This window comes from Streptomyces sp. NBC_00557 (genome assembly GCF_036345995.1).
Taxonomy (GTDB): Bacteria; Actinomycetota; Actinomycetes; order Streptomycetales; family Streptomycetaceae; genus Streptomyces.
In genome coordinates, this window is the sequence record NZ_CP107796.1 from 8,475,064 (window position 1) to 8,487,905 (window position 12,842).

General features: G+C 69.6%; 15 protein-coding genes and 2 pseudogenes. 8 read left to right on the top strand and 9 right to left on the bottom strand.

Annotated features, from left to right (window positions below; translation table 11 throughout):
• Positions 1-271 precede the first annotated feature (271 nt).
• On the bottom strand, positions 272-835 hold the full coding sequence (locus OG956_RS37880) for a hypothetical protein (RefSeq protein ID WP_330342522.1): 564 nt from the start codon (positions 833-835) through the stop codon (positions 272-274).
• Here OG956_RS37880 and OG956_RS37885 point away from each other — a divergent pair.
• A complete protein-coding gene (locus OG956_RS37885; protein WP_330342523.1) occupies positions 816-992 on the top strand; it encodes a sigma-70 region 4 domain-containing protein in 177 nt (58 codons plus the stop codon). The genes OG956_RS37880 and OG956_RS37885 overlap by 20 nt on opposite strands.
• Here the strand turns inward: OG956_RS37885 and OG956_RS37890 are convergent.
• Both OG956_RS37890 and OG956_RS37895 read right to left on the bottom strand, forming a co-directional pair.
• Positions 962-2,164 (bottom strand): IS110 family transposase, encoded by a 1,203-nt coding sequence (locus OG956_RS37890; RefSeq protein ID WP_330342524.1) that lies wholly within the window; start codon positions 2,162-2,164, stop codon positions 962-964. The genes OG956_RS37885 and OG956_RS37890 overlap by 31 nt on opposite strands.
• Before the next feature lie 355 nt (positions 2,165-2,519).
• Positions 2,520-3,236 carry a TetR/AcrR family transcriptional regulator C-terminal domain-containing protein gene (locus OG956_RS37895; protein ID WP_330342525.1) on the bottom strand — a complete coding sequence of 239 codons (717 nt, stop codon included), beginning with the start codon at positions 3,234-3,236 and terminating at the stop codon, positions 2,520-2,522.
• Between the two features lie 180 nt (positions 3,237-3,416).
• On the opposite strand from OG956_RS37895, the gene OG956_RS37900 reads away from it, so the two are divergent.
• The gene (locus OG956_RS37900; RefSeq protein WP_330343049.1) at positions 3,417-5,072 is read left to right on the top strand and encodes a CocE/NonD family hydrolase; all 1,656 of its coding nucleotides are present in this window, start codon (positions 3,417-3,419) and stop codon (positions 5,070-5,072) included.
• A gap of 50 nt (positions 5,073-5,122) precedes the next feature.
• Here OG956_RS37900 and OG956_RS37905 read toward each other — a convergent pair whose 3' ends face one another.
• A complete protein-coding gene (locus tag OG956_RS37905; protein WP_330342526.1) occupies positions 5,123-5,461 on the bottom strand; it encodes a hypothetical protein in 339 nt (112 codons plus the stop codon).
• 52 nt (positions 5,462-5,513) lie between these two features.
• Here OG956_RS37905 and OG956_RS37910 point away from each other — a divergent pair.
• Positions 5,514-5,789, top strand: a pseudogene (locus OG956_RS37910) (MerR family transcriptional regulator); the annotation flags it as partial.
• On the opposite strand, the gene OG956_RS40370 reads toward OG956_RS37910, so the two are convergent.
• Both OG956_RS40370 and OG956_RS37920 read right to left on the bottom strand, forming a co-directional pair.
• Positions 5,687-6,187 carry a class I SAM-dependent methyltransferase gene (locus OG956_RS40370; RefSeq protein WP_443065709.1) on the bottom strand — a complete coding sequence of 167 codons (501 nt, stop codon included), beginning with the start codon at positions 6,185-6,187 and terminating at the stop codon, positions 5,687-5,689. The pseudogene OG956_RS37910 and the gene OG956_RS40370 sit on opposite strands and share 103 nt — an antisense overlap.
• Before the next feature lie 116 nt (positions 6,188-6,303).
• Positions 6,304-7,638: an alpha/beta fold hydrolase gene (locus OG956_RS37920; RefSeq protein WP_330342527.1), complete on the bottom strand. Its 1,335-nt coding sequence runs from the start codon at positions 7,636-7,638 to the stop codon at positions 6,304-6,306.
• A 69-nt stretch (positions 7,639-7,707) separates the two neighbouring features.
• On the opposite strand from OG956_RS37920, the gene OG956_RS37925 reads away from it, so the two are divergent.
• Complete coding sequence (locus tag OG956_RS37925) at positions 7,708-8,325, top strand: TetR/AcrR family transcriptional regulator (protein ID WP_330342528.1); 618 nt, start codon at positions 7,708-7,710, stop codon at positions 8,323-8,325.
• A gap of 5 nt (positions 8,326-8,330) precedes the next feature.
• Here the strand turns inward: OG956_RS37925 and OG956_RS37930 are convergent, their stop codons facing one another.
• Positions 8,331-8,687, bottom strand: a complete 357-nt coding sequence (locus OG956_RS37930; RefSeq protein ID WP_330342529.1) for a hypothetical protein — start codon at positions 8,685-8,687, stop codon at positions 8,331-8,333.
• Positions 8,688-8,734: 47 nt separating this feature from the next.
• Between OG956_RS37930 and OG956_RS37935 the strand changes: the two genes are divergently transcribed.
• From OG956_RS37935 to OG956_RS37945, 3 genes are all read left to right on the top strand, one after another.
• Positions 8,735-9,163: a hypothetical protein gene (locus OG956_RS37935; protein WP_330342530.1), complete on the top strand. Its 429-nt coding sequence runs from the start codon at positions 8,735-8,737 to the stop codon at positions 9,161-9,163.
• 182 nt (positions 9,164-9,345) lie between these two features.
• Positions 9,346-9,708, top strand: coding sequence for a DUF1304 domain-containing protein (locus tag OG956_RS37940; RefSeq protein ID WP_055496002.1), 363 nt, complete (start codon positions 9,346-9,348; stop codon positions 9,706-9,708).
• Complete coding sequence (locus tag OG956_RS37945; protein WP_191873986.1) at positions 9,705-10,268, top strand: TetR/AcrR family transcriptional regulator; 564 nt, start codon at positions 9,705-9,707, stop codon at positions 10,266-10,268. The genes OG956_RS37940 and OG956_RS37945 overlap by 4 nt, the downstream gene beginning before the upstream one ends.
• A 4-nt stretch (positions 10,269-10,272) precedes the next feature.
• Here the strand turns inward: OG956_RS37945 and OG956_RS37950 are convergent, their stop codons facing one another.
• Positions 10,273-10,650, bottom strand: a complete 378-nt coding sequence (locus OG956_RS37950; protein ID WP_330342531.1) for a hypothetical protein — start codon at positions 10,648-10,650, stop codon at positions 10,273-10,275.
• Positions 10,651-11,310: 660 nt separating this feature from the next.
• Here OG956_RS37950 and OG956_RS37955 point away from each other — a divergent pair.
• Positions 11,311-12,107, top strand: a pseudogene (locus OG956_RS37955) (IS5 family transposase).
• 118 nt (positions 12,108-12,225) lie between these two features.
• Here OG956_RS37955 and OG956_RS37960 read toward each other — a convergent pair.
• Positions 12,226-12,831 (bottom strand): hypothetical protein, encoded by a 606-nt coding sequence (locus OG956_RS37960; RefSeq protein WP_330342533.1) that lies wholly within the window; start codon positions 12,829-12,831, stop codon positions 12,226-12,228.
• Positions 12,832-12,842 lie beyond the last annotated feature (11 nt).

Here is a 12,842-nt window from a genome sequence, read left to right on the forward strand (position 1 = left end):
GCTAGTCAGGCCCATTCTGCGGCCACGACGCGAAGGATGTCTTGCACGTCCGACCGGTCCATCACCCTTGCGGGTGAGGCGGATCGGTTCTGTGTGTCCGCGGCCGTCTGTGACGCTGGGACTTCACCAGATGTCCGCACCATGCCAGGATCCGTGTGAGCTGAGCCACGGTCCTGGTGACACTTGGACCGCAAACTTTTCACCCGAACTGCGTCTGCGCACGTCAGCCCCAACTTCCAATGTATGTACGCAATACGCAAGCAGGTTCCGTTTATGGAGAAGATCGCAGAGTCACGATTTTTGAGGGCCGCATGAGTTTCGAGCCCCGAAAAACGACAGGGTGGTGCCTGAGAGGCCGAAGCACCTGGTCTTTCGCGTGGGCGAGTTGGCTCGCGCAGGACACCGCCGGCCTCAGCGACGAGGCCGGCGCCCGCATCTCCTGGAGGACCGTGTGGGCAACGGCGACGTCAGCACTGACGTATCGCCCCAGGACGGCGGCCACGGCCAGCCCGTCCAGGCCCCTCCCGAACTGCCCCTCGACTTCGAGGCCTTCTACCTGGGTCACCAGGAGTTCTTCCACGACTTCGCGGAGATCCACCCCGGCAGCCGGCGGGTCGCCGAGCAGGTGGTCCACCAGGTGTTCCTGGAGATCCTCGGAGGCTGGGACGAACTGCTGCAGCAGGGCGACCTCGAGCAGCAGACGCTCGCGGTGCTCCACCGTGGTGTCACGCGCCGGCTCAGCGACGATCGCCCGCCCGCCCGCGTTCCTCATCAACGGGCCCATAGCGAAGAACCTCGAGGCGGTCCGGAACCAGATGGAGATCGCCAGCAGCACCAACGGCCTGTACGAGGCGATCCTGGAGCTGCCTACCCGCCAGTTCACCGTGATCGTCCTGCGCCACCTGCTCGGCTATCCCACCAAGCGCATCGCCCGCTACATGGGGGGCCTCTATGTCTTTCGTCAAGCGAGGCGTGGGGTTCTGGGTTCGTAGAAGGTGCCGTCGCGGAGGATCGCGAACAGCACGTTGATCCGCTGGCGGGCCAGGCGGAGAAGTGCCTGGGTGTGGGTCTTCCCGCGGGCCCGGCATCGGTCGTAGTAGGTGCGGGAGGCGGGATCGTGCAGTGCGGCGAATGCCGACAGGAACATCGCGCGTTTCAGTTGCCGGTTGCCGCCTCGTGGAGCGTGTTCGCCGTGGACCGAGGTTCCCGATGACTTGGTGGTCGGGGCGAGGCCGGCGTAGGAGGCCAGGTGGGCGGCGGTGGGGAAGCTGGTGCCGTCGCCGACGGTGACCAGCAAGGTGGCGGCGGTCCTGACCGCGACCCCCGGAATCGAGGCCAGGACCGGGGAAAGAGGGTGAGCCTCCAGCAGCTGTCCGATCTGCGCTTCCAGGGCTCGTCGCTGTTCGTGGACGGCCGCGAGCGAACGGGCCAGGGACGGGATCACGAGGTCGAGGGTGCCGGTGCCCGGGACCACGACGGTCTGCTCGTCGAGCGCATCGAACACCTCGTCGATCAGCCGCTGGGCCATGCGCGGGGCCTTGGGGCGGATCACCTCGACCAGCTTGTGGCGACCGGCCTTTCGCAGGGTGGCTGGGGATCCGTAGCGTTCCAGCAGCCAGGTCACCGCGGGGTGGTCCAGGCGCGGTCCGAGGACGCGTTCCAGGCTGGGGTGGAACTGGGTGAGCAGGCCGCGTATCCGGTTCGAGGTGCGGTTGGCCTCGGCCGCCAGGTCCTGGTCGAAGCCGACCAGCACGGTCAGCTCGGCGGTGATCTCGTCGGTCAGCTCCAGCGAGCGCAGGGTGTGCGGCATGGTGCGGGCGGCGTCCGCGATCACTGCGGCGTACTTCGCGTCGGTCTTCGCCTCGCCCGGATAGAGATCGGCGGTCCGCCGCATCGAGAGTCCGGGCAGGTAGGCGACCTTGCAGCCGGCGTCCCGGGCCACCGTCAGGGGCAGGGCTCCGATGGAGGCGGGCTGGTCCACGATTAGCAGCACGGTGCCGAACTTCGCGGTCAGCTTGTCGAAGACGGCCCGCAGTTTCGGCTCGCTGTTGGGCAGCTGCTTGTCGAAGACCTTCTTCCCGGCCGGGGTGAGGCCGTGCCCGTGGTGGGCGCTCTTGCCGACGTCCAGGCCGAGGAAGACGCCCACGTCGTCGATGTCGTCCAACCCATCCTCCCGATCGGGGCTCATGCGGTGCTGGCCGGGGCGTTGGCGTCGTATGCGCGCATCCACGTTATGCAGACCTGCCGCCCGCAAGCGGCCTCAGCCCGGAGCGGTGGTGACGGCGTGGCCACCTACTCCGGCGTCGGCGTCGCGGCCCGGCCGCGCTGGTTTTCGATCCACGCACCGAGCCGAGGTCACTGACATGGATGGGGCCTGGGCGCTGCCCATCACCGGAACCCTGTCGGTGACCGCGCGAGGAGCCGGCGGCAGCCTTCGTCGGGGCCGTGGCCTTGGAGAGGCCGATGGTCTGGTCTCCCCGGAGGGCCGCGGGTGGGACGGCGGGCGCAGCTGTGTGGCATCAGCCGGTGTCGAGGCCGTCGATCAAACGGTTGAGGAACCGGGTGAAGGTGGCGTCCGGAGTGAGGGGGCGTCCGGGAGCGGAAAGGGCTTCGGCGAGTTCCGGGTGGCAGCCGTCGGCGGCGACAGCGGCGAGGTAGCGGGCCTCGGCTGCGGCTCGGTCCGGTGATCGTGAGGCTGCGGCCTGCGCGATCTCATGGGCAACATGCCCGGCCACGAATGCGGTGATCTGGGCGAAGATCTCCAGCTTCGCCGCGCCGTCCAGCCCGGTGGGCCGCAGGACGGCGAGCACGCGCTCCAGGAAGGCCAGCGTGTTGGGGCCCGGAACGTGACGGGTGGTCAAGGCGGCGGGCAGCCAGGGGTGGCGCAGCATATGGGCGCGCTGCAGGTGGGCCACGGTCTTCAGATCGGCACGCCAGTCGCCGCTGGGTGGGTCTGTGATCCTGAGTTCGCCGCTGACGTGGTCGACCATCAGTGCCAGAAGCGTCTCCTTGTCAGGGGCGTAGCTGTAGAGCGACATGACCCCCGCTCCCACCTCGGCGGCCACCCGCCGCATGGTGACCGCGTCGAGCCCTTCCGCGTCCGCCACAGCGACGGCCGCCGCTGTGATCGTCTCCCGGCTGAATGAGGGCCTGCGGCCCCTGCGGGGCTCGGCGGGACGCAGCCAGAGCTGCTCGGGGTCGACGCTTTTGGCACCGGACCTTTCGTCACCGGACACGGTCTCGCACTCCTTCCCCTGGTTGTTGAGGCGGCTCTTGCCAAGGCCATCCAAGCATCCTCTATTCTCGTACAACGTACTGGAATAGAGGAGGGGACGATGCCGTCACGCACGCCCGACGCCGTAGCCAGACAGCCCTGGGTGCCACGCGCCGGAAAACCACCGCTTTCCTCGCGGATGATGAGGGCGGCCTGGCGAGGTCTGCCGGCGAAACGGTACGAGGTGGGATGGGAACCGGGGCTGGTGGTGCCCGCCGCCGACGGCAGCCCGCTGATCACTGACCACTACTTTCCGCGCACCCAGGGCGACTTCCCCACTCTCCTGGTCCGCTCGCCCTATGGCCGGGGCCTGCCGTGGTCACCCCAGTACGGCCTGCTCTTCGCCGAACAGGGCTTCCACGTGATCCTGCAGAGCTGCCGCGGCACCGGAGGTTCGGGCGGCATGTTCGATCTGTGGCGCAACGAGGCCGCCGACGGCCAGGCCACGATGTCCTGGCTGCGCGAGCAACCCTGGTTCAACGGAACGCTGGGGACCGTCGGCCCCAGTTACCTGGGCTACGTGCAATGGGCCCTCGCTTTGGACCCACCGCCAGAACTGAAGGCAATGGTGGTGCAAGTAGGGCTGCACGATCCCTATGCCCTGTTCCACGCAGACGGGGCGCTGCGCCTGGAGAACGTCCTCGCCGTGGGCTTGGGCATGAACTACCAGCACCAGGGCATGGCACCGTTCCTCAAGGCGGCGCTGCGCCTGCAGCGCCGCCTGCGCGGCGTCACCACCGCGCAGCCCCTGCGTGGGGCGTACGTGCCCGCCCTCGGCGGCGAACTGCCTTGGTTGGACGACGTGATGACACATCCGGACGCCAAGGACACCTACTGGGATGGCGCGTCGTTGGCGGAGTCGGCGGAGCGGCTGCGCGTGCCCACGGCTCTGATCACCGGATGGTACGACGCACTGGTCGACCAGACCTTCGAGCAGTACGACCGGCTGCGCCAGGCCGGATGTGAGACCGCCCTGCTCGTCGGTCCCTGGACCCACACGTCCGCCCTGCAGCAAGGATGGCCCGAGGTATTCGCCGAGAGCCTCGCCTGGCTGCGCGCCCACCTGTGCGCCGATCCCTCCGGTCTGCGTCCCACCGCAGTGCGTGTGCACATCGGCGGCGACAACGCCTGGCGGGACCTCGACGACTGGCCGCCAGCGGCAGCTGTTACCGACTGGTACCCCGTCCCCGGCGGGCATCTCACCCAGCAGGCCCCCGCAGACTCCGCACCGGTGACGGCGTTCCGCTACGACCCGGCCGACCCCACCCCCTCCCTCGGCGGCCCACTGCTCTCCCGCACCGCCGGCCCCCGGAACAACGCCATCCTGGAGGCCCGAGACGACGTCCTGACCTTCACCGGTCCACCACTGACCGAGCCCATGGACATCCTGGGCCCGGTCTCCGCACGGGTGAGCATCTCCACGGACACCGGACACGCCGATGTCTTCACCCGCCTGTGCGATGTGGATGCACAAGGCCGCTCCGTCAACATATGTGACGGGTTCGTCCGACTCCGGACGGCCGAACAGGTGCCCTCACAGGTCACGGTGCCGATGAGCTCCACCGCCCACCGCTTCCCCGTCGGCCATCGCATACGCTGGCAGATCAGCGCAGGCGCCCACCCTCGCTACGCCCGCAACCCCGGCACCGGTGAGTCGCGGGTGGACGCCACCACCTTCACACCGGTGCGCCTCACGCTCCACGCGGACTCGGCACTGGTACTTCCTGGCGCCGGTCTCTCGTCCGCGACTGCTTCACCCACCTCATCCCCTGAGCCACCACCCGCCGAGGAGAGGTGACTGTCACGCTGTGTGCCGACGCCGACGGAGCTTGATCGCCCGTCAGGGTTTTACGGCGTGCAGGATCCGCATGCCCCTGGAGTCGGCGGCGTCGCGGTGGACGTCCAGTCCCGCCGCCCGGCACTGACCAGCCAGGCGGACGCGATCCGCAGCTTGGGGTAGCTGCTTGCCCGTTGCTGCCAGGAGCCGTTCGTCCGGGTCTGGAGCAGGTCGTGGACGATCACCGTGTCCTCGTTGCGGTATTCGCGGAAGCAGGTGAGCAGCCGGTCGTCGCTACTGCGTACCGGCCTGAAGCGGTCGGAGCCACGCAGCTCCGCTGTGAGGTCGCGGTAGGTGACGATGAGGTGGCCACCGGAGGCGACGGCACTGCCGATGTGGCCGAGCAGCACGGGGACGACGGCACCCGGGCCCCCCGACGCGTCCCCCGGAAAGAAGAGGTCTATGCCCCCTCGCAGTACCCGCACCGCCGACATCCTCGACGACGACTACCCCGCCTACACCATGGGCCGGGCCGCCGAGATGCTCGGCACCACTCCCGCCTTCCTCCGCGCTCTCGGCGAACACCGCCTGATCACCCCCCTGCGCTCCGAAGGCGGCCACCGCCGCTACTCCCGCTACCGGCTGCGCATCGTCGCCCGCGCCCGCGAACTCGTCGACCAGGGCACCCCCATCGAGGCCGCCTGCCGCATCGTGATCCTCGAAGACCGACTCGAAGAAAACCTGATGCTGGGCTCGACGCCGGTCACGATGGCACCGCGATCGCGCAGCGCCTCGAGCACGGGGCCGGTGCCGCACCCGACGTCGAGGATCCTGCGCCCGGCCACACTCCCGGCCAGGTCGTCGTGTCCGCCGGGCCAGGTCGGGCTCCTAGCGGGGCTCCTGCTCAAGCGCTGCGCGGACCTGCTCCTCGAGGGCGGTGAATTCCGGGCCGTCGTCGGAGCAGACCAGGCCGGGGTCGGGCGCTCCGCAGGCCGCGGCGTGCCGGATGAGATCGGTGATGCGCCAGTCGGCGCGGAAGCTGTCGCCTCGCAGCCGTTCGACCTCGGCGTACAGTGCGGCCAGCCGCGGTCGCCGGGTGATGGAGAGCAGTACGTCGTGGCGGGAGGCGAAGACACACAGCGAACATGAGCAGCTTTTCCGCCCTAGGAAGTCGTCCTTGGCTGTACCCGTCGCAGGGCCGGGTCGGCCTCGAGGTTTCGCCCGCCGTTGTCGGTGACGGGCTACGACGTCTTCATTTGTGATCACGCAGGAAGGTAGGGATCTCGTCGCGGGTCGGGTAGTTCGGCAGGGGGGCTGGCTTGTCCTGAAGGAATGCAGTGATGACGGCGGCGGCTCGGTCGTTGTTGTCGTCCAGGCCGTTCCACATGTGGTGTCCGACTCCGGGCATGTACTGCGTGCGCTGGATGGCGGGGTCATTGGCAAGGACGGTGGTCTCCCATTGGCGGACCTGGGAGGAGCACTCGGCGATCATCAGCATCGCGGGGGTCCGGGACTGCCTCAGTTGCGGGGCGATGGAGGGTGAGTCCTTGACCGTCTGCTGGATGCGGAGGCTGGCGGCGGGGCTGAAGGAGAAGTTCTGTGCGGTGTCCTCGGCTGGGATGCGGTGCGCGTCGCGCGCGCAGTATGCGGATGCGGTGTCGCTGCCGAGGTCTGCGGCGGTGAAGGCGTTGTCGCCTTCGGCCTGTCCGATCAGTCCGGTGTCGGGGGTGAGGAGTCCGAGTCGCATGAGGCCGAATGCCACGGCGTACCGCGGGACATGCGTCGATCGCGGCCCGGTCATGGCAGGCGCGAGGCCGCGTGCGGATTTTCGGCCCTTGTGCCCGGTGATGTGCGCCGTGGGCCCGTCCATGGGGCCGGGCTCGGCGATGATCGCCCGGTGCAGGCGTGCGGCGACGCGCGGATCGGCCAGAGCCCGGGTGAGCACGACCCCGCCCGAGGAGAAGCCGAGGATGTCGACCTTTCCCTTGTTCAGGCGGTCGACGAAGGCGGTGAGGTCGCGGACCGACCTGGAGATCGTGTACTGGCTCATGGGGAGCAGGTCGCTTCGTCCGCCACCGGCTTGTTCATAGCTGTAGACGTCGTAGCCGTGGCGTGCCAGGAGTTGCAGGAACCGGTGGTCGAGCACCGAGATGCCGCGGACCGGTCCGCCGTTGAGGTACACGAGCGGGATGGGATGCCGGGTGGCGGGGTTCGCGGGCGGGTAGTGGTACACCGCTACCCGGCTGCCTGTGGCCAGGCCCCAGTGCTGCGTGGCCACGAAGGGTAGGGCGGGCGGGTACTGCCGGGCCGTCGGCACGGTCGGGATGCAGACCGTCGCTGTCAACGCCGCCGCGACGACCACGGGCAGGAACGGCGCGAGCCGCGCCGGCCAGGTGCGGTGCCGGCCCCGCCACAGCGCGAGGACAGTCCCGGCCCCGAGGGTCGTCAACCATGCGGCAAGCCCCGAGCCTGCCCCGTCTGTGAGGGCGGTCAGTGCGAGAAAGGCGACGACCAGCGTCGTGACGGCGGCCAGGGCCAGCAGTAGGCGTCCGGTGAAGCGGACGAGGCGTATGGCGGACTTGGGCATAGCGGACCTCCGACAGTTTCAGAACACCGTTTCAAAACGACGTTATCAAACAGAGGTAGGCTGCTGGCCGTGGGTAGGCCAAGAACAAACGACGAGGCCGTCAAAGAACGGCTTGTGGCGTGCGCGACCGAGATGCTCGCCACCCGTCCGCGGGAGTCGCTCACGGTCCGCGCCGTGGCCGCTGCTGCCGAGGCGTCGACGACGGCCGTGTACTCCCTGTTCGGTGGTAAGGACGGGCTGATCGGTGCGGTGCGCGACAGAGCCGTCGCCGGCCTGTTCCAGGACCTGTCGACGGTGCAGACCTCCGCGGACCCTCTCGCCGACCTCTACGCGCTGGCCGTCGCCTACCGCCGTTGGGGGCGAGGACACAGCCACCTGTACACGGTGCTGTTCGGCGGTGTGCAGTCCTTCGACCCGTCGGGAGAGGTCGGTGCCAGTGACCCGATCCGTCCACTCCTCGCGGCGATCGATCGCGCCTTGGCGGCGTCCGTCCTCGCAGGCGAGGCGACGTCGATCGCCCTGTCGATCTGGGCCACCCTCCACGGGCTGGTGACTCTTGAACTGGCTGGGGCCTTCGACGCCACCACGGCCGAGGCCGCATTCCGCTCGGCGATTCACGCCACGTTGCGCGGATGGACGACTTCGGAGGTGTTCCGCAGCCTTCGCCAAGCCGAACTCGCTCCTTGACAGGATCAGGGCCGGTATCCCGGCATGACTGTGCCGGATACGTGCGTGATCGACGGGGCCATAGTGTGTTTTGTGGGTGGGTCAATCCCCCTCGTCCGCTGCGTCCAGCGGCTCAGCCGTCGCAGCCACTGCCGCCATCCTCCGGCTGCCGCTGGCGCCGGTGTGGTGCCTCCGCTGAACACCGTGGAGTCCTCGACCTCCACGTGCAAAGGCACCGTCTGTCCGGGCTGGACGAGCAGCTCGTCTGTGGTGTCGAGGTGAACCGATACCCGCACGGCCTGCATGTCGGCGTCCAGGTAGGCGAAGACGAGAACTCCGGCGATCTCGCTGCACGGCAGGCCTTCGTCGTCGGGGCCGGCCATCGGGTGGAAGACGGCTGCGCTGTTGACCTTCGGCGTCGCAGCGGCTGGTGGAGTTCGCGCGCAGCGCGGCCGGGGCGGGTGAAGAGGGCCAGGACGCGCTGTACGCGGCCGCCGGCCGGCTCATGGGGCCGTACCGCGGGGCGGCGAACCTCGCTCTGGTGCGCGCGGCGCTCGAAGCCGGCGGGGACGTGCCGGCCGAGGCGGAGGGGCCGGACTTCAGGAGCATGGTGCACGTGGCAGCCGCGATCGGCCTGGGGGCGCAGGAGGTCGGGGCGGACGCGCTGGGCGAAGCGTTCGCCGCGTTCGGCATGTTCGGGCTGACGGCCGAGGACTGGGCACAGATGCTGAGCGCGGCCGAGCGCGGCGAGGAGCCCGAAGTGGACTGGGGACTGCTCCAGCAACACGCGGACGCGGTGGCTCTCCGCAGACGGTCCGCTACCGGATGCGGCAGCTGGATGGGCTGCCGCATCCGGTAGCGGACCCGACAACTGGACGAGCTGTTCGGCGAGCTACTGCACGCCCTGGCGGTCCGCTTCGAGATCCAGCTGGCCTTACGGGCATGGGAGCTGCGCCGGGGGGTGGCGGAACCCGGTGATTCTCTTGGACAGGTGTCCAGGTATCCTGGGCACCTGTCCAAGAATGGGAGGGCTCGCTGCTCATGGAAATCGTGGCGAACGTGCTGGTCGGCCTGGTGGCCGTGTTGCACATGTACATCCTGGTGCTGGAGATGTTCCTGTGGCAGCGGAAGCCGGGGCGGGGGCTGCACGGGTTCGACCCGGAGACGGCCCGGGCGACCGCTCCGCTGGCCGCCAACCAGGGCCTCTACAACGGCTTCCTCGCGGCCGGACTGGTGTGGGGGCTTCTCGCCGCCGACCCGACCGGCTTCCGGGTCCAGGTGTTCTTCCTGTCCTGTGTGGTGGTGGCGGGCGTGTTCGGCGCCACCACGGCCAACCGCCGCATCCTGTTCGCCCAGGCGCTGCCCGGCGCGCTCGCGCTGGCCGCCGTCCTCGCCGCACGATGAGCCGGGCGCCGCACGAGGACCCGAGGGCGGCGCGCACCCGCGCCAGGCTGCGCGCCGCCCTGCTCGCCGAGTGCGCCGAGCGACCGCCGGCGGAGGTCGCCGTGGCCGCGCTGGTGCGCCGGGCCGGGGTGGGCCGGGCCACGTTCTATGTGCACTACGACGGCATCGAGGCGCTGGCGGTCGACGCGTGCGCGGACGTCGTACGGCAGGCGGTGGACGCGCTGCACGCCTGGCGGGGGCGGCCCGATCCCGTCCACGCCCCGCCCGCGCTGCGGGAGTTCTTCACCGGTCTGGCCCCGCACGCGGCCCTGTACCGGTCGCTGCTCGCGCCGGGCGGCGGCGGGCCGCTCGGCCGGGTGCTGCACCGGGACCTGCGGGCCCGCAGCCTCGAGGAGCGCGAACTGGCCGGCGCGGCTGACGCCCCGCTGGTCGCGTCGGCGGTGGCGGCGACCTTCGCGGGTGTCCTCGCGGACTGGTTGCACGGGCTGCTGCGGGCCGCGCCGGAGGAAGTCGCGGACCAGGTCTGGCAGTTGCTGGTCGCACTGCACCGGAGCCGGTGACCGGTCACTTGCAGGCGACCTCCCGCGCCGCCCGGGGCCAGGCTTCCACTCCGGAGGACGTGCGGACGTAGGCGGTGTCCCGGTCCTCCGTCAGCCACAGGTGCCGGTCACTGAGCAGCCCGTCACGGGCGAGCACACCCTTGGGATCACGGACGTACGTGCGGCCGCCCAGGGTGAGGAAGCGGACCGACTGCCAGCCGCTGTGCTCGGCTCCGGTGGAGCTTTCCAGCCGGCTCACCGGCACCCGTGCGCCGTCGCGGTCCGTCCACACCTCCCAGCCCTGGGCGGTCGCGTACGCGGCCGGGAGCGTGGTCGGGCCCATGGTCAGGGGCCGGGGCTCCCTTGTCGGCCTGCGGGTCTGCATGCGCGGTGTCGTGGTCACGGCAGCAGGCCCGGTGTTCATCCGCGGCTTCTGGCCGTGGTCGTGTAGTCGCCGACCAATGGCCGCGGCCAAGAGCTGTGTCTTGTCCGCCCGCGGGCACGGGATCTGTTGCGGCATCTGTTGCGTCAAGGGGTTGCGCTGGAAGTTGCGTTAGAGGTTGCGACCACTGTTGCGCGAGCTCTTCGGAGCGCCGCGCGTTTGCGCAGGTCACCGCGCCCGTAGCAGCGTGGTCGGGGCTCTGACATCCCCCTCAGCGCACCCTGCGCCGCCCCTGCCTGGAGGAGAAGGGGGGAGGGGACGGGTGGGCGAGCGGGAGCGCCTCGGGGATCGGGGCGCCGGCGGTCCCCTCTCGCGCGTCGGCGGGGCCGCGCGCGTCCCCGGCCGCTGTGAGCGTCCGAGGAGAAGGCGAGGGATACGGAGCTGCCGCGAGTGAGCTGTCTACTGCGGGCGCGGGCGCTCGGCGACACGGAGCCAGCTTGGTCTGGTTCGTGTGAAGGACGACGTCCTGGTGCTGCACGCCATGCGCTGGCCGGACGAGGTCCGCGACCCCGCCGAGCTGCTGCCACCGCCCGCGACGCGGAAGACGACGGGCCGTCACGTCGGCCGCGGACCGCCTAGCCTAGGCGGTTTCGTTTGGATCAGCCGGACGTTGGTCCGGGTGTGCCGTTGAGTGACGCGCAGTGGGCTCGGATCGAGCCGTTACTCCCAGACCGAACACCGAAGCGGGGTGGCCGGTGGAGGGACCACCGGGAGGTGATCGATGCGATCGCCTTCAAGTTCCAGACCGGTACGCAGTGGGTCTACCTGCCGGAGAAGTACGGCAACTGGCGGGGCGTCTACAACCGGCTGCGTATGTGGGCCATCGACGGCACGTGGGAGCGGGTGTTCACCGCGCTGATGGCCCAGGCCGACGCCGACGAGGACCTGAACTGGGCCGTCTCAGTGGACTCCACCATCGTGCGTTCCCACCAGCACGCGGCCGGGGCCCGCAAAAAGGGGCGCTGGCTGGCGAGCCGGACGACCACGCCATCGGCCGGTCCCGCGGCGGACTGACCACGAAGATCCACCTTGCTGCCGACGGCCGCTGCCGGCTCCTGGCCTTCGTCCTCACCGCCGGACAGGCCGGGGACGCGCCCGCTTTCGCCGAGGTTATGGCTCGCCTGCGCGTTCCCCGGCCCCGTGGACGGCCCCGCACCAGACCGGACGTGGTCCTCGCCGCCAAGGCGTATTCGTCACGCGCCATCCGGAAACACCTGCGCAAACGAGGCATCCGCGCGGTGATTCCCGTCCCGGCGGACCAGCAAGGCCACCGGCTGCGGCGGGGCGGTCGGGGCGGCAGACCCCCTGCCTTCGACCGTGAGGTCTACAAGCAGCGCAACACCGTTGAGCGGTGCATCAACCGCCTCAAACAGTGGCGAGGCATCGCCACCCGCTACGAGAAGACCGCGACGATATAGCAGGCCGGACTCCACATCGCGGGGATCTTCCTCTGGTCCGCACGATGATCCAGACAGAGGATGGCGCAAGGGGCAGCGGTCAAGCGGGGCCTGGCCCAGCTCGCTCTCCCTAGCACAGCTACGCCTCGTCGAAGTACAACGGCGACAGCCTGGCTCCCCGCTCCGAATCATCCACGTCAGGCGGCGTGACGTGGGCGAGGTCACCGTCGATCGGGATGTCGAACTTCCGGCCGATCTCAGCGATAGCAACTCCAACCCGGCCGCGCAGCATACCCAGCGCCTGAAGCCCATACGCCCATTGGACCCGATCCCGATCCCTGGCCCACCGAATCGGATCCCGACCGTTGGGCGGGACATCCGGGAATGTTCTATCGGTCAACCTGCGTGCTGACTCCACATCGGTCAGCCACTGCCTCACAGCGGCGCGCATCGCGCGCACTTGCTCCCGCAGTTCCTCGGACTCGCACCGCTCGACCTGCTCGTTCAGATAGGTACGCAGCGCCTCGATGGACCCCCAGGACCCATTTTCCTCTTCGAGGTCATAAGGCGCATGGAGTACCCGGTGGTCCTCCAAGCGGAGCAGGATCGATCTTGCCCGCTCGCGCTCACTCTGGCTGAACTCCACGCTGGCGCTCTGCCCGAAGAACGAGAAGCTGATCGTCCGTAACCGACCGCGCCAGCGCCAGCGCCACTGCTTGAACATCCCCACCTCCAGCTCTGCCAACAAGAGCCAGC